This is a genomic window from Ralstonia edaphi (assembly GCF_958350185.1).
GTDB classification, from domain to species: domain Bacteria; phylum Pseudomonadota; class Gammaproteobacteria; order Burkholderiales; family Burkholderiaceae; genus Ralstonia; species Ralstonia edaphi.
The window spans coordinates 667,848-682,734 of the sequence record NZ_CATWHI010000001.1; the positions used below are offsets into that span (position 1 = coordinate 667,848).

Annotated in this window: 14 protein-coding genes; 2 read left to right on the plus strand and 12 right to left on the minus strand. The window is 65.1% G+C overall.

The genetic code is table 11. From position 1 onward, the window contains the following. Positions 1-186: 186 nt before the first annotated feature. The 7 genes from R2669_RS02955 to nosZ are packed head-to-tail and all read right to left on the minus strand — an operon-like array spanning position 187 to position 9,000. Positions 187-789, minus strand: coding sequence for a nitrous oxide reductase accessory protein NosL (locus R2669_RS02955; RefSeq protein ID WP_147214353.1), 603 nt, complete (start codon positions 787-789; stop codon positions 187-189). 2 nt (positions 790-791) lie between these two features. Beyond that, entirely contained in the window at positions 792-1,322 is a 531-nt protein-coding gene (locus R2669_RS02960; protein ID WP_316876656.1) for a nitrous oxide reductase accessory protein NosL, read from the minus strand. Next, positions 1,319-2,143: an ABC transporter permease gene (locus R2669_RS02965; RefSeq protein WP_147214355.1), complete on the minus strand. Its 825-nt coding sequence runs from the start codon at positions 2,141-2,143 to the stop codon at positions 1,319-1,321. The genes R2669_RS02960 and R2669_RS02965 overlap by 4 nt, the downstream gene beginning before the upstream one ends. Continuing rightward, positions 2,140-3,096, minus strand: coding sequence for an ABC transporter ATP-binding protein (locus tag R2669_RS02970; protein ID WP_316898467.1), 957 nt, complete (start codon positions 3,094-3,096; stop codon positions 2,140-2,142). Before R2669_RS02970 ends, R2669_RS02965 begins: the two co-directional genes overlap by 4 nt. Further along, the gene (locus tag R2669_RS02975; protein WP_147214357.1) at positions 3,074-4,378 is read right to left on the minus strand and encodes a nitrous oxide reductase family maturation protein NosD; all 1,305 of its coding nucleotides are present in this window, start codon (positions 4,376-4,378) and stop codon (positions 3,074-3,076) included. Before R2669_RS02975 ends, R2669_RS02970 begins: the two co-directional genes overlap by 23 nt. After that, a complete protein-coding gene (locus R2669_RS02980; RefSeq protein ID WP_316898468.1) occupies positions 4,375-6,993 on the minus strand; it encodes a 4Fe-4S binding protein in 2,619 nt (872 codons plus the stop codon). The genes R2669_RS02975 and R2669_RS02980 overlap by 4 nt, the downstream gene beginning before the upstream one ends. Positions 6,994-7,050: 57 nt before the next feature. Beyond that, positions 7,051-9,000, minus strand: a complete 1,950-nt coding sequence (gene nosZ, locus R2669_RS02985) for a TAT-dependent nitrous-oxide reductase (protein WP_316877098.1) — start codon at positions 8,998-9,000, stop codon at positions 7,051-7,053. Positions 9,001-9,237: 237 nt separating this feature from the next. Here nosZ and R2669_RS02990 point away from each other — a divergent pair, with 237 nt between their 5' ends. Both R2669_RS02990 and R2669_RS02995 read left to right on the plus strand, forming a co-directional pair. Then, positions 9,238-9,660 (plus strand): c-type cytochrome, encoded by a 423-nt coding sequence (locus tag R2669_RS02990; RefSeq protein WP_316877099.1) that lies wholly within the window; start codon positions 9,238-9,240, stop codon positions 9,658-9,660. A gap of 4 nt (positions 9,661-9,664) precedes the next feature. Beyond that, a complete protein-coding gene (locus tag R2669_RS02995) occupies positions 9,665-10,705 on the plus strand; it encodes an FAD:protein FMN transferase (RefSeq protein ID WP_316891424.1) in 1,041 nt (346 codons plus the stop codon). A 75-nt stretch (positions 10,706-10,780) separates the two neighbouring features. On the opposite strand, the gene cheZ is transcribed toward R2669_RS02995, so the two are convergent. The 5 genes from cheZ to R2669_RS03020 all read right to left on the minus strand — a co-directional run bounded on the left by cheZ (position 10,781) and on the right by R2669_RS03020 (position 14,856). Continuing rightward, on the minus strand, positions 10,781-11,449 hold the full coding sequence (cheZ, locus tag R2669_RS03000; protein ID WP_027679309.1) for a protein phosphatase CheZ: 669 nt from the start codon (positions 11,447-11,449) through the stop codon (positions 10,781-10,783). Further along, on the minus strand, positions 11,449-11,850 hold the full coding sequence (gene cheY / locus R2669_RS03005; protein ID WP_004627759.1) for a chemotaxis response regulator CheY: 402 nt from the start codon (positions 11,848-11,850) through the stop codon (positions 11,449-11,451). The genes cheZ and cheY overlap by 1 nt, the downstream gene beginning before the upstream one ends. A gap of 149 nt (positions 11,851-11,999) precedes the next feature. Then, positions 12,000-13,127, minus strand: a complete 1,128-nt coding sequence (locus R2669_RS03010; protein WP_316898470.1) for a protein-glutamate methylesterase/protein-glutamine glutaminase — start codon at positions 13,125-13,127, stop codon at positions 12,000-12,002. 140 nt (positions 13,128-13,267) lie between these two features. Beyond that, the gene (gene cheD / locus R2669_RS03015; protein ID WP_316869735.1) at positions 13,268-13,885 is read right to left on the minus strand and encodes a chemoreceptor glutamine deamidase CheD; all 618 of its coding nucleotides are present in this window, start codon (positions 13,883-13,885) and stop codon (positions 13,268-13,270) included. Between the two features lie 89 nt (positions 13,886-13,974). Then, a complete protein-coding gene (locus tag R2669_RS03020) occupies positions 13,975-14,856 on the minus strand; it encodes a CheR family methyltransferase (protein WP_316898472.1) in 882 nt (293 codons plus the stop codon). Positions 14,857-14,887: the final 31 nt, after the last annotated feature.

The following is a 14,887-nucleotide window of genomic DNA, read 5'->3' on the forward strand; positions in this document are numbered from 1 at the left end:
CGTGCGAGGGGTGGATGGAACAGGCCGGCAGGTTGGCCGACCGTCGCATTATCCAAGGCACCCCCGCCCATTGAAGCGCCGAAAAAGCGGCCTCTGGGGCGGCTTATCGACAGAAAGCCTCGGGAACCACGCCAACATGGGCCCTCCGGTGCAATCAAGCCTGCTCGGCCCACCAGCCTGCGTGCGCTAGGTGTGCTGACCGGCCGGATGGGGCTGCGTGGGCTCCAACGCCCGCAGGCGTTCTGCGGTAATGCCGGCGGAACCCATGACCGATCCGCCATGGCGCGCAATGAAAGCGCGCGCATCGGTGTGATTCTGGAAGGCCGGCAGATTGCCCCTGCGCATCGGCCCAGGCACATCGGAGCCCCATACGTAGACGGCCTGCAGCGCGGCGATCCAGCGCCCGTCGCCCACCGCGCGCACATAGGCCGCGGCAATGTCAGTGGCCTGCCGGCCGGCGGCGTAGCGCGGCAGGTTGCGCAAGTAGATGAACAGGCTCAAGGGCGAGTCGAAGAAGTACGCATCGCCATCGGCAAAGATCACCTGGGCTGCCCAGTCCGGCACGCGCGACGGAAATGCGCCGCAGACCGGGCAACGTGCGTGGGGCGGGATGGCGCGCGGCGCATCGGGCGCGACGCCGGAGCGCGGGTCATAGGGCGTGGGCGCTGCGACAAAGCAGATCTCGGTGGGGATCTCGGGCTCGACGCGGCGGCTCGCATGCACGCCATACCACCAGAGCGAGGCCGCCAGCAGAACCATTGCCGTCAAGCCTGATCGACGCAGCCGCATGGCTACATGCGCCCGTCGTGCAGCGCGCCGCCGCTGAGGTCGACCATGTCGGGCGTCACTTCGGCGTAGCGCAGCAGCTTGCCGCCGTCGCGTGCCATGAACGCGCGGGCATCGGCTTCCAGCCGGAAGCTGGCGACCGTCGGCCCCATCGAGCCGCGGCGCCGGCTGCCGAACACGTAATAGCCGGTCCTGGCATCAAACCAGTGGCCGCGAGGATGCTCCCAGTCGGCCTGGCCCATGTCCTGCACAAGCGCCGCCCGGATCGGCCGCGCCTGCTCCGGCTTGAGCAGCGTGTTGAACATTTCCACGGTATCGCAGCACCAGTGCGGCGTTGCGTCGCCCTGGTAATAGAGCTGCGCCTTGGGCCCGGGATACTCCGCCACCAGCATGCCGTCCAGGTCGCAGGTGGTGGCCGCGTCGGCTTCAGCGGGGACAAGGGTGGCTTCGGCCTGCCGGCCACAGGCAGCCAGGCCGACGAGGGTGGCCGATCCGGCCAGGGCAGCCGCCAGCAGGCGGCGACGATCCGGGTTCATGTGCGGAATCTCCAGGCGGCGAGTGCCAGCGGCGCGGCAATCCACGCCAGCATCGCCCCGCCCATTGCCCATGGGTTGCCCAGGGCAGGCGGCACGATGCTGACGAGGCCATGCAGGCCGCGCAGCTGGTCCAGCGAAAACACGTTGAGGATGCGGAAAATGTCGGTGGGGTTGAGCAACAGCAGATACGCCAGCACCTGGCCGCCAAAGCTGCCGCCGGTGGCCACCAACAGGCCGAGCAGCAACAGGTCGAACACCAGCACGAAGCCAAACCACAGCGCGATGGCGGCGCCTGAAGCCCGCGTGCGTTCACGGCTGACGACGGAAACGCACAGCGCCAGGCTCAGAAAGACGAGCCCAAGCAGCACTGAACTCAGCACGAAGCCGGCCGCCTGATACAGCCCCGCCCCGCCGAACTGGTGCCACAGGAGCACCGCCATCAGCGCGAACCCGCCCAGCGTGGACAGCGTGAGCGCCGCGGCGAGCCCGAGGTACTTGCCAAGCAGCAGTTCCACGCGAGTGAGCGGCAGTGCCAGCAGCAGATCGAGCGAGCCGCGCTCGCGCTCGCCGACAACCGCGTCGAACCCGAGCAACAGGGCAATCAGCGGGATCAGGTAGATGACGAGGCTGACCAGGCTGGTGATGACGAACTCGATGGAGCGCGGGCCGAGCGTGCCCTGCTCGGCGCCGCCAAAGTAGCTGATCACGAGCGAGAACACCGCAAACACGACGGCCACCGCAAGCACCCACCGGTTGCGCAGGCGATCGCGCAGTTCCTTGGCGGCGACGGCAGCCACCTGCCGATATTCGATGCCGATCATGCGGCCTCCGTTTGCCTGAGGCCGAAGAACACGTCTTCGAGCGACGGTTCATGGATCTGCAGATCGAGCAGGCGCCCGCCCAGCGGCTGCAGTGCCTGAAGGGCGTCCATCTTGAGCGAGCGGCTGCAGCGCAGCAGCATCTCGTGCTCGGCCTGCCCGTCGACGATCTCTGCGCCGTGTGCGCACAAGGGCGAGAGTTGCGCCCACAGTGCGCTGCGCGCGCCGGCCTCGACCCGCACGGCCAGCGTCAGGGGCAGATCGGCGCGAGCGCGCAGCGCAGCGACACTGCCCAGTGCAAGGACGCGGCCGTCGGCCAGGATGGCAAGGCGGTCGATGCGCTGCTGCAGCTCGGCCAGGATGTGCGATGTGATCAGGATCGTGACGCCCTGCTCGCGCAATCCTTGCAGCGTGGCGTAAAAGTCGTGAATGGCCGCCGGGTCCAGACCATTCGTCGGCTCATCGAGGAAAAGAACGCGTGGCGTACCCAACAGCGCCTGCGCAAACCCGAGGCGCTGCCGCATCCCCTTGGAGTAGGCACGCACCGGTTTGTCGGCCGCACCCGCAAGCCCCACGCGGGCAAGCAGCGGCGCGCAATCGGCCGCCGGTACGCCCTTGAGCCGGGCGAAAAACCGCAAGGTCTCCAGCCCGCTCAGGTTGTCGTACAGGACGAGGTTCTCGGGCAGGTAACCGATCTGCCGCCGGGCCGCCCGGAACGCGGCGCCGCGCACCGATGCACCGGCCACGCGGATGCTGCCGGTGGTGGCGGGAATCAGCCCCAGCATCATCTTGAAGAGCGTGCTCTTGCCGGCACCGTTGTGCCCGATCAGGCCGAACAGCTCGCCGTGGCCGACGTCCAGGTCAACGCCGTCGACCGCGCGCACGGCGCCATAGTGTTTGCTGACGCCGCGCAGTGAAATGGCGGCAGTCTCGTCAACGTGAAAGGGATCTGTCACGCCAGGTGCTCCAATGGGGGTTCGCGGGTTGCATGCGCGGATAGGCGTCGACCACGCTCGGCACACGCAGGATCGGAAACTGCCGGCTGACGAACCTGAGTGCCTGCACCGCCGGGCTCGCCAGCAGCAGTTGCACGCCGGGGTGGCGCCAGATCAGCCGGTCTACGACGTCGTTGGCCTCGTAAGGCAAATCGCCAATGCCATCGCCGTCGCGGTCCCAGCCGAGGTAGTCGCTCCAGAAGTTGCCCTGCCTGCGCTCGGCCGCCGTACGGGCACCCCATGCCTCGTCCCGCGCGCCAACGTAGCGGACTTGCTCGCGGTTGCCGATGAAGTCGTTGCCTTGGACCACGTTGCGTGTGGAACCCGCCGACAGGTGCACGCCCACCTGGTTGCCGACGATGAGGTTGCCGCGCAGTTGCGTGTATTCAACGTCGTAGATGAAGAAGCCGCGATCGTTGTCGGCCACCACGTTGTTCTCCACCACCGAATCCTGCAGCGTGCGCAGCATGATCCCGTGGTCCGCATTGCCCCAGGTGCGGTTGTTGCGCACGATCTGGTCGCGCACTTCCATCAAGGCCAGGCCGCCCCGGTTGGCATAGCTGTCGTTGTCCTCCCACAGGTTGTAGTAGGAGTTCATGTAGTGCGTGCCATAGCGGCTGTGGTGAAGCCGGTTGCCTTTGAACACGGCGTGATGCGATACGTCCACGTAAAGCGCATCGCGCACGAAGCTGATGTTGTTGCCGATGATGCGTGCGCCTTGCGTGTTGTACAGCTCCACCCCGTTGCCGCGCTGCGCAGAGTTGTAGTCGCGCTTGCCGGTGATGGTGTTGGCCTCGATGCGCACGTCGTTGGCTTTCTCGATCCACAAGCCAAACAGGTTGTAGGTCAGCTCGCACTGGCGCACCACGGCCCGATGCGCGCCGGGCAGGATGTTGATGCCTGCGTTCTGGTCTTTCAGGCTGTCGCCCGAATCACGGACGATCAGGCCCTCGATGACGACGTCCGGTGCGCTGATGCGGATCGTGTCGCCGCGCTGGCCGCCACTGAGCGTCGGGCGATCGAGGCCGCGCAGCGTCAGAGGCTTGTTGATGACGAGGTTGCCGGTGTACATGCCGCGCTCGATCTCGAGCACGTCGCGCGGATGTGCTGCGTCGATGGCCGCCTGCAGCGACTGCCCTGCCGCCACGCGCACCGTTGCCCCCGCGAATGCCTGGGCGCACCGAGCGCCCTGGGCAACCGCGAGCCAGCCGCAGACCACGAGCAACACCGGCAGCCATCTCATACCTGCAGCCACCCCAGCGCCTTCAGGGCCAGGAACAACGCGGCGCCGATCAGCAGGTTCTTGAAGCCGACGTAGCTCAGCATGTCCATGACGGTTGCACGCCGATAGTTGGCTTGCCACCACGGGCCGTCCTTGACGTAGCGTCGACCTGCCAGGCGGATCAGCACCTCATACACGCTCCAGCCGAACCACCATGCGATGACGGCGCCCGACGACAGCTGGCCCATCGCGGCCAGGACCCACGCCACGCTTGCCGCCAGCGCAAGCGAAGCCCCTGCGATCTGCAGGCCGCGCGCAGACGCCCAGCCCTTGCTGCTCCACGGCCACAGGTGATCGCGCACTTCCAGCATCAGCCAACGCAGGCCACGCGCGCCTTCGCGTCCGGGCGGCACCATGCGATCGGTCGGCATGCGCGGGTCGGGGCCTTGTGCCACGCGGGGGCTCATCGGTACCGGCTGGATGGGAATGAAGTAGCCGTCCTTGCCGATGGGGGTGATCTCCAGCCCGTCGCGCTCGCGGCGCTTGCGCTCCTTGGCCAGCGGCGGGCATCCCTTGACGTCGGTGTACAGGACCATGCAGTCGAGGCAGTGCAGGCATTCGCGGTGGTCGATGCGGCCATCCGGGTCGATTGCCAATGAGCCGCAACCCACGGCGCACGCCTTGCAACTGTTGCAGTCCTGCTTGCGGCGCAGGCCAAACCAGCGGAAGGTGCTCGGCATGGCAAGCGCGGCGCCCAGCGGGCAGATGTACTTGCAGTACGGGCGCTCCACAAACAACGAGATCCCGAGCAGCGTGCAGACAAACAGGCCGTAGGGCCACGCGCGGTGGCTGATGCCGACAAGGAATGTCGTCTTGAACGGTTCCACCTCGGCAAGCTTCTCTGCCAGCCCCATCGAGAACACCGACACCGTCAGCAGACCGAAGAAGATGGCGTACTTGAGCCACTTCAGCTTGTCGTGCCAGGCACGCGGCAGATGACGCTGCCAGCGCTTGAGGCCGAGCCTTCCGCCAATCTTGTACAGCGCTTCCGACAGCGAGCCGAACGGGCACAGCCATCCGCAGAACAGCCCCCGCCCAAACAGGAACACCGTCAGGATGATGAAGATCCAGAAGCAGAAGATGAACGGATCGGTCAGGAACAGCGACCACGTCCACTGGAACAGCAGCGAGTGGAACCAGGTCAGCACTTGCGTGATCGACGGCTGCGCCATCGCACCAAAGCCCACGAAGCCGATGCTCAGTGCCCACGCGGTGTACTTGAAGGCATTCACCGGCCATTTGTTCTTGTGCGTGGAGCGGCGCGTCAGGCGCTCGCGCAGCGCGTACACCACGCCCACCGAAACGAGCAGCGCGATGAACAGCGCGATCTGCGGCGCGCGCGTACGCCAGACCCGCCGCCAGGGTGCCTCCGGCTCGTCGATATGCGGGTGGCCGCCCTGCAGCAGCGCTTCGGGCATCCAGTACGGGGCATCGAACGTGACGAAGCTGCGCGTGCCGGTGGCCCGATCGACGCGGTTGCCCAGGAAGGACAGCTTCCACGGATATGCCGCCGAGAACGCTGGCGAGCGCACCACGAAGATGGCCGACTCGGTGTAGGCCGGCGCGCCTGGGGCTGCCAGGCCATAGAGGTTCAGGTAGTCCGAATCGCGGAAGGTGAAGGACTCCGCGCCTTGCTTGATCTGGATGCGGTCATAGATGCCGCCCCGCACGAAGCCCGACCCTTTGAACGACGCGGCGCCCGCGGTGCGGATGACGAAGATTGCATGCTCGTTCGGCTTGAGCTGCGCGTGCAGATCGTTCCACGCGGACTGGCCGAGCAGGCTCGCACCCAGGTCCGGATGATTGAGATCACCAAACCACAGTTCAATGAACGGTTCCTGCGCGCGTTCCAGACCAAGCTGCTCAGGCCGGATCAGCAAGCGCTGCACGCTGCCCTGCTTGACCAGCTCCGCCCAGGCAGCGCGCTGGCCGGTCTGCGCATAGCGTGCGGGCTCGTGGCGCGTGGGCGCAAGAATGCCGACTTGCCGCGCCACCGAAGACGTGGCTGTCGCCAGCACCTGGTTCTGCGCAATCACGGTCACGGTGGCGCCCGAGATCGCATCGACGCCCAGCACACCTTCGTCAGGCCGCGACTGGCCGACTTCGATCTTGTCCTTGACCGACTTGCCGATGTACTGCTTGTTGAAGTTCAGCAGCGCAGACTCGGGAATCCCGAGCAGCAGGATCGGCTCGGAGTGTTTCAGGACCTTGATGCCGACATAGCGGCCTTGCCGGTCCATGCCGATGAGCGTCACCACGGGCTTGCCTGAATAGGCCGGAATGTCCGTGATGTCGGTGGACAACATCACGTAGCCCAGCAGGGGCGCCTTGCCGCCTTGCGCTGCGCCGTACGCTTCTACATACGGTGGTTGCCCCATCCGTTCGGAGAAACGCACCGCGCCGGGAAACACGTCGGCGCACGGTACAAGCGAGCACAGGTCCTTGGCCTCGGCCAGGTTGGCAGGCAACTCGGCTTCATAGGCGCCGCGGCCCGCTTGCGCCGGCTGCACGCCCATGAACAGCATCAGGAGGAACGCAGCGACCCACGCCGCGAACCCTTGTTTTGGGGATGGCATCTTGGAGTTCGTGGGGCGCGCGGGCCCCCCCCCGGGCCCGCGCGCCTGCCCTCGGGATCAGGCCTCAACAATCATGCGGCTGCGCATTTCAAGATGCAGTGCATGGCAGAAATGCGTGCAGTAGCACCAGAACACGCCGGGCTTATCGGCAATGAACGTGACCGATGCGGTTTCCTGCGGGTTGACGATGAAGTTGATGTTGTATTTCGGAATGGCGAAGCCGTGCGTCAAGTCCTCGACCTTGTCGAGGTTGGTGAGGATCAGCGTGACCTCGTCGCCCTTCTTCAGCTTGAACTCGCGCAGGCTGTACGCCGGTGCCTGCGACGTCAGGCGCACCGTCACCTTCTTGCCATTGCGCACCACGCCGGATTGCTTCGGATCCTTGGTGGCGAGCGGGAAATCGTCCAGCGAGTAGACCTGCTTCGGGTGCAGCAGCTCGCGCTTGAAGATGATGAAGTCGTGCGGCTCGCTGCGGATCGGGTGGTCCTGCAGCAGCACCATCTTCTCGCCCGAGATGTCGATGAACTGTTCGTTTTCCGGGTGCAGTGGGCCAACGGGCAGGAAGCGGTCCTTGGAGAACTTGCAGCCCACGGCAAGGAATTTGCCATCGGCGGCCACCGTTTCGGATTGCGATGCGTTCAGGTGGCCCGGCTGGTAGTGCACGTCGAGGCGGTCGACCACGTACTTCGCGTTCTTGTCACCGTTGTGGAACTTGATCGCGGCATCGATGTTCCACTTCACGATCTGGCTGTCGAGGAACAGCGTCGTGTATGCGTTGCCGCGCCCGTCGAACGCCGTATGCAACGGCCCGAGGCCAAGTTCCACCTCCGCCACGATGGCGTCGTCGATCTTGGCGAGCTTGCCGTCAAACCAGTCAAGCACGCGGGACAGCTCGATCACCGTACCGGTGGGCGAGAGCTTGCCGGCACAGATGAAGTACTTCTGGTCTGGGCTGGCATTGACGCCGTGCGGATTCTTCGGCACCGACACATAGGCGGTCAGCGCCGTCTTCGGATCCTGGTTGGCCGCGTGCGTGCCGTCCACCACCGGCACCTTGGAGTCGCCGATGGTCTTGAACTTGCCGGCCTTGACCGCCGCTTCAATGCGCGCAATGTTGAAGAACAGGCAGGCGTCGCGCTCGGCAGACATCATGTCTTCGTAGTGCACGCCCATCTCGGTGTTGTACTGGTTGGTTGCGGCCAGCTTGCCGTCGTACGACGTTGCGACGAGATCGCAATTGCCGTCGATCAGCACCTGCCAGCGCACCTCCATGCTTTCGGCGTCCACGCAGGTGAACAGCGAGCGGTACTTGGACGGGTCGTCGATGCCTGCGGTGTTCGGTAGCGGGATCGCAAACTCGCCGCCGCAGAACACGCGCGTCGTGTAGTTGATCTTCGGGTCGAGCGGGTCGCGCTTGTCCGGGAAGATGCCGTGGAAGCCCTGCACGTTGGGCAGTTCGGTGATCTTGTCGCAGATGAAATAGTCGAGCCGCACACGCCCCAGGCGCGAGTTGATCTTGTCGTTGATCCACGCATAGCGGCCGTCGTAATTGCCATCCTTGTACGAGGCATGCACGTGGTGGGTATCGCCCACCGTGTACTTCAGACTGCCGTCGGGCTTGGTGCCCATCACCTTCTTCGATTCGTTCGTGATGCCCCAGCCGACCAGCGCATCCGGCACGAACATCGGAATGCGGTGGATCTCGCGGCCCGAGGGCATGCCCATGACGCGCATGTCGCCGGTATGTCCGCCGCTCCACAGGCCGTAATAGGTGTCGAGTTCACCCGGCTTCGGATGCAAGCCCGCAATGACGTGTTCCCCGGCGGCCGCGGCTGCGGGCGCACTGGCAGATGCGGCGGGTGCTGCTGCGGGCGTGCCCTTGTCTGTGCATGCCACCACCGTTGCCAACCCGGCGAGCGCTGCGCTGTTCATGAAGCGACGCCGCCCCGGTACGCTCAGCGCTTCTTCCTGCTGTGTGGATGGCGATTGTTGGTGCTTGGTCATCATCGATCCCTGTATCGATTCCTCTATCGGTTTTCACAAAGCCGGGCGGAAAGATGCCGGCTCACATCTGCGCTCTGACCTTCTCGGCAAGTGGCATCTTCAGGGTGCAGGCAGCCGAAGCAATTGACTTTCGTCACAGATTCTTGAAAAACGCATTTTTTATACATCTTTATGGGAAGGGAGCGTACAGAATGCGATTCGTGTTCATTTCGGAACCCGCGCCGACTCAAGGAGATTTCCATGCGCACGAAAACCACCCTAGGCCTGATGCTGATTTGCGCTGCCGTTCTTGCAGCGTGCGGTCAGAAGGAACCCGCCGCGCCGTCGGCTTCCGCCGCTGCGGCAGCCGCACCGGCGCAAACCAGTGCACCCCCTGCTGCAGCGACGGTTGCCGCAGCGGCGGAGCCCGAGAATGTGCTGGGCAAGCGCACGTTCGGCAACGTCTGCTCGATGTGCCACGCCGCAGGGGTGGCCGGAGCGCCAAAGCCCGGTGACAAGGCCGACTGGGGCCCGCGCATCGCACAAGGCAAGGACACCCTTTACAAGCACGCGCTGGAGGGGTTCAACGGCAGCAAGGGATCCATGCCCGCCCGTGGCGGATCGACCTTGCCCGACGATGCCATCAAGGCTGCGGTTGACTACATGGTGGCGAAGTCGCAGTAATGCCATGCATCCCCTGCCTCCTTCCAACCTAGCCCGGCGGCGCTGCCTGGCCGGGGTGCCGCTGCTGGCAGTCGGCATGTTCGTACGGCCCGCGCTGGCAGACCCTTTGGTCGAGCGTGCATCCACGCGGTTGCTCGGCACGCAAGTCGATATCGTCGCGCAAGGCGCGACACCGGGCGCCGCCGCTGCCGCCATCCCCGCTGCCTTTGCGGAGATGGCGCGGCTCGAATGCTTGATGAGCCGCTACCGGCCCGAGAGCCAGGTCAGCGCACTGGCACGCGCCGCGGGGCGGAACCCCGTGCCGGTGGCGCCTGAAGTCATGACGGTGCTCAAGCGCGCCAGACAGGTCTCGGAGCAAAGCCGCGGAGCCTTCGATATCACCGTCGGCGCGTACTCGGGCTGGAACTTTGAGCCCGAGCACGGCCGCATCCCGAGCCCCACGGAGTTGGCGCGTGAGCGGCGCTTCGTCAACTATCGGGACGTGGTTGTGGACGAGCACAACGGCAGCGCTTACTTGCGGCGCCAAGGCATGAAGCTGGATCTGGGTGGCATTGCCAAGCTGCCCATCCTGCAGGCAGGCATGCGCGTGCTACGAGAACACGGCATACGCGACGCCATGATCAACGGTGGCGGTGATGTGGTGGCCGGCGGAAAGCTGCAAGGACATGCATGGCGCATCGGCCTGCGCGATCCACTTGCGCCGGAGCGGCTGCTGGGCGTCGTCGGCCTCAGCGACGGGGTTGTGGCGTCATCCGGAGACTACGAGCGTTACTTCATGCGCAACGGTCAGCGGTTCCATCACGTGCTCGATCCGCAAACGGGTCTGCCTGCGCATGGGCCGCATGGCGTGACCCTGATCGCTCGCGACGTAGACGACGTCAACGGCCTTGGCGCGGCGATCATGGCCGCAGGCCACGCCGCCGGGCAACGGATGCTTGCACCGGTGCTCTCGCGGGTGGATGCGCTGATCGTGGGCGCTGGAGGTCGGCCTTGGATGTCGGCCGGAATGGCAACGCGCTTGCGGCAGTTCTCTGCAAGCAGTTGACGTTGATGCCGCCCGCTCGGGGTTCGGCAGAAGACGCGCCGGCCCTCGCGGCTGCGAGGGCCAGGCAATGCGGGTTCAGAACCCGAGGCTTTCCAGCAGGTCGTCCACCTGCTCCTGGTTGGCAACCACATCCGGATGGTCCGGATTGATCTGCGGGCCGTTGAGCAGCGACGTCGCAACATGCGCGGCTTCCACGCGCAGGTGTTCCGGCGCGTTGTCGAGCAGGATGCCGACTAGCTGGCTTTCGATGAGCTGGACGACATCCAGCACCTTCTTGATCACCTGGCCCGTCAAGTCCTGGAAGTCCTGGGCCATCAGGATTTCCATGAGCTGCTGGTTCGTGTCGCGCGTTTTTTCAGGCACGCTGCGCAGGAAGCCGTTGGTCTGGCCGACCAGCTCCCGGATCTCGTCGTCGCCCAGTTGGCGGTCCATCCACGACTGCCAGCGGTTGACCAGCGCCTGGGAGTCGGACTCCAGCGCGTCTTGCACGGGCCGCGCCGCGTCGATGGCGTTGAGCACGCGGGTGGCTGCCTGCTCGGTCATGTTGGCGATGTAGTTCAGGCGGTCGCGTGCGTCGGGGATGGCCGATGCGGCCTTCTCGACGCCCTTGTCCAGGCCCAGCTCGCGCATGCTCTCACGCAGCATGCGCGTGAGGTGGCCGATGCGCTGGAGCATTTCGGGCATGTCGCCGTGGTCTGCACCCTCGGCGGCCGGCGCCTGGGCGCCATCGTGCATCTCGCTCATCACGCCCCCTTTTCGAGCTTCTCGAAAATCTTGCCCAGCTTTTCGTCCAGCGTGGCGGCCGTAAAGGGCTTGACCACGTAGCCGTTGGCTCCTGCCTGGGCGGCGGCGATGATGTTTTCCTTCTTGGCCTCGGCCGTCACCATCAGCACCGGCAACTTGCTGATGGCGGTGTTGGCGTCGGCACGGATGCTCTGCAGCATCTGCAGGCCATCCATGTTCGGCATGTTCCAGTCCGAGATCACGAAATCGAACCGGCCTTCCTTGACCTTGGCCAGGCCGGCGGCGCCGTCTTCGGCCTCGTCGACGTTGGCAAAACCGAGTTCCTTGAGCAGGTTACGCACGATCCGGCGCATCGTCGGGAAATCGTCGACGACGAGGAATCGGTACTGGCTCTTGTCCATGGACACAATCTCCGCAAACTTACTGAATTGGGGGGTTTCGGGCTTCCTTGGCAATCTTATCGGCGCCTGGGGCCGATTCTTGAGCGCCGGAATGGTTTGGGGCGCCTGACTGCTGCGCCCCGCAACCAATGTACCCGCAAAGTGCAGCGTTAAACCCGCGTCACGCGGCCATGTGCCGACAGCTTGGCCAGCACGTGCGGGCCGATCTGCGACAGCGGCAGGACTTCGTGCACGCCGCCGTGGGCCACGGCTTCCTTGGGCATGCCGTAGACCACGCAGGACGCCTCGTCCTGCGCCACGTTGTAGGCGCCGGCGTTGCGCATTTCCAGCATGCCGACCGCACCGTCCTTGCCCATGCCGGTGAGGATGACGCCCAAGGCGTTGGCCCCGGCGTTGCGCGCGGCAGAGCGGAACAGCACGTCCACGGCCGGGCGATGGCGATTGACCGGCGGGCCCTGATCAAGCTCGGTGACGTAGTTGGCGCCGCTGCGGCCCAGCGACAGGTGCATGTCGCCCGGGGCAATGTAGGCGTGACCGGGCAGTACACGTTCACCATGCGCGGCTTCCTTCACGCGGATGCGGCACAGGCCGTCCAGCCGCTTGGCGAACGACGTGGTGAAACCCGCCGGCATGTGCTGCACGATCAGGATGCCGGGGCAGTCGGGCGGCATTTCCAGCAGGAAATCCTTGATGGCCTCGGTGCCGCCGGTGGAAGCGCCCACGATGATGAGCTTTTCCGTCGACGAGAAATGGGTACGCGCAGGGGCCGGCGCGGCGGCTGCGTGCTCCGCGCGAACGTGTGCGCCGGGTGCCGATGCCGATGCCGAGCCGGCCGCTGCAACCGGTGCGGCAGCGCGCGGACGCAGCCTTGCCCGGGCTGCCGCGCGGATCTTGTCGGCAATCTGGTCGGCGTATTCGTTCATGCCGTCGCGCATGCCCAGCTTGGGCTTGGCGACAAAATCCACCGCGCCCAGCTCCAGTGCGCGCAGCGTGGCTTCAGAACCGCGCTCGGTCAGCGAAGAGATCATGACCACCGGCGTCGGGCGCAGGCGCATGAGTTTTTCCAGGAAGTCGAGGCCGTCCATCTTCGGCATTTCGACGTCCAGCGTGAGCACGTCCGGATTGGTCTGCTTGATGAGGTCGCGCGCGATGATCGGATCGGGCGCCACACCCACCACTTCCATGTCCGGCTGGCTGTTGATGATCTCCTTCAGGATGCTGCGGATCAGTGCGGAATCGTCGATGCACAGCACCTGAATCTTGCGTTTGTCGTTCATGTTCGGGAGCAAGTCTTCTGGAATGTTGAGACCGTTGCAAAACGAAGCGAAGCGGTTCTGATGGATCAGTGCCGACGCAGACGGTACAAGTCGCACGGCAAGGCGGCGCTGGGCCGTCAGAATCGTTTTTCAGCGGTCTCCTAGGTAAAGAGTTGGAGGCGCGAGGCAGGCTTGGTCGTGATGGACTTCGACAGCTTGCTGGCGTATTGCGCCTCGCTGTCCAGGTCGGCCGCCGAGTTCTGCGAGCGCAGCTTGCGCACCATGATCTGACCGGTGGACGGGACGAAATACACCTTGCGCGGGTGCACGTCAAAGAGGTCCTTGGCGGCGACCGTCAGGCCTTCGTTGCGCAGGAATTCGAGTACGAACTTGCCGTTGCGCTCGCCCACGTCGAGCGTGCTCATGCCGGCCAGCACGGCGGCGCCGCCAAACACCTTGATCTCGAGGCGCTCGCGCTTGGCGCCGGCCTTGTAGAGCTGGTTGAGCAGCACTTCCATGGCGTGCGTGCCATAGCGCATGGACGGCGACAGGATCGATTCCCCTTCATTGCGCGAGGGCAGCATGAAATGGTTCATGCCGCCAATGCCGAGGGTCTTGTCGCGCACGCAGGCGGAGACGCACGAGCCGAGCACCGTGACCAGCATCAGGTCTTCGGTGGTGACGGAATACTCGCCGGGCAGCACTTTCATGGCGCGCCGGCCGAAGGTGGTGTCGTAGTACGCGTGCGTGCTGGCGGACGATTGCGCAAGCGTGGCCATGGCGCCCGCGCTCATGCCGCTGCTCATGCCGCTATCGCTGCGCACGGGCTCGGCCGCCGATTGCGGGGTCGCGCGTTTGCCGAATTCGATCATCGTGCCCCCATCTTGGCGCGCAGCTCGGGCGCGACCTCATACACGGTCTTGCCGCGCAGCGTCCACGCCTTGGTGACCTGCAGGAAGCTCTCCGAATGGCCGGCAAACAGCAGGCCATCGGGTTTCATCACGTCGATGAAATGCTCAAGAATCTTGGCCTGCGTGGGCTTGTCGAAATAGATCATCACGTTGCGGCAGAAGATCACGTCGAACTTCTGCTGCAGCGGCCAATCGCGGTCGAGCAGGTTGATCTGCCGGAAGTCGATCATGGCTTGCAGCTCGGGCCGCACGCGGGCATAGCCCTCTTGCTTGCCGGTGCCGCGCAGGAAGTATTTCTTCAGGCGCTCGGGCGACAGGGCCGCGACACGCTCCATCGGGTAGATGCCGGCTCGGGCGCGCGCCAGCGCGTTGGTATCCACATCGGAAGCGATCACGCTCACCTGGCTGGGCGACATCGAGCCAAAGGCCTCGGCCAGCGTGATGGCGATCGAGTACGGCTCTTCGCCCGTCGAAGACGCCGAGCACCACACGGTAAACGGCGTGCGCTTGGCCTTGGCGTGCTCGTGCAGGATCGGGAAGTGGTGCTGCTCGCGGAAGAACGCGGTCAGGTTGGTGGTCAGCGCGTTGGTGAAGGCCTCCCACTCGTCGGGCAGGTGACCTTTTTCCAGCGCATCCAGGTAGTCGCGGAACGAGCCGAGGTTCACCACACGCAGGCGTCGCGCCAGGCGGCTGTAGACCATTTCGCTCTTGCGGTCGGACAGTGAAATGCCGACGCGGCGGTAGATCAGGTCGCGAATGCGGCCGAAATCTTCGGCGGTGAAGGAAAACTCACGCGACGCGAGCGTCGGCGAAACTGGCGCCAAATTTTGTGCTGCCATGGATAACTAACCCCGTGTTTGGCGAGTCTTG

What these genes read in the sequence shown, in the direction of transcription:
- cheD (WP_316869735.1), bottom strand. Translation starts at nt 13,885, where the DNA reads ATGGCCACGCTTGCGCAATCGTCCGCCAGCACGCACGCGTACTACGAC.
- cheY (WP_004627759.1), bottom strand. Translation starts at nt 11,850, where the DNA reads ATGGACAAGAGCCAGTACCGATTCCTCGTCGTCGACGATTTCCCGACG.
- R2669_RS03020 (WP_316898472.1), bottom strand. Translation starts at nt 14,856, where the DNA reads ATGGCAGCACAAAATTTGGCGCCAGTTTCGCCGACGCTCGCGTCGCGT.
- cheZ (WP_027679309.1), bottom strand. Translation starts at nt 11,449, where the DNA reads ATGAGCGAGATGCACGATGGCGCCCAGGCGCCGGCCGCCGAGGGTGCA.
- R2669_RS02965 (WP_147214355.1), bottom strand. Translation starts at nt 2,143, where the DNA reads ATGATCGGCATCGAATATCGGCAGGTGGCTGCCGTCGCCGCCAAGGAA.
- R2669_RS02975 (WP_147214357.1), bottom strand. Translation starts at nt 4,378, where the DNA reads ATGAGATGGCTGCCGGTGTTGCTCGTGGTCTGCGGCTGGCTCGCGGTT.
- R2669_RS03010 (WP_316898470.1), bottom strand. Translation starts at nt 13,127, where the DNA reads ATGAACGACAAACGCAAGATTCAGGTGCTGTGCATCGACGATTCCGCA.
- R2669_RS02960 (WP_316876656.1), bottom strand. Translation starts at nt 1,322, where the DNA reads ATGAACCCGGATCGTCGCCGCCTGCTGGCGGCTGCCCTGGCCGGATCG.
- R2669_RS02990 (WP_316877099.1), top strand. Translation starts at nt 9,238, where the DNA reads ATGCGCACGAAAACCACCCTAGGCCTGATGCTGATTTGCGCTGCCGTT.
- R2669_RS02995 (WP_316891424.1), top strand. Translation starts at nt 9,665, where the DNA reads ATGCATCCCCTGCCTCCTTCCAACCTAGCCCGGCGGCGCTGCCTGGCC.
- R2669_RS02980 (WP_316898468.1), bottom strand. Translation starts at nt 6,993, where the DNA reads ATGCCATCCCCAAAACAAGGGTTCGCGGCGTGGGTCGCTGCGTTCCTC.
- nosZ (WP_316877098.1), bottom strand. Translation starts at nt 9,000, where the DNA reads ATGATGACCAAGCACCAACAATCGCCATCCACACAGCAGGAAGAAGCG.
- R2669_RS02955 (WP_147214353.1), bottom strand. Translation starts at nt 789, where the DNA reads ATGCGGCTGCGTCGATCAGGCTTGACGGCAATGGTTCTGCTGGCGGCC.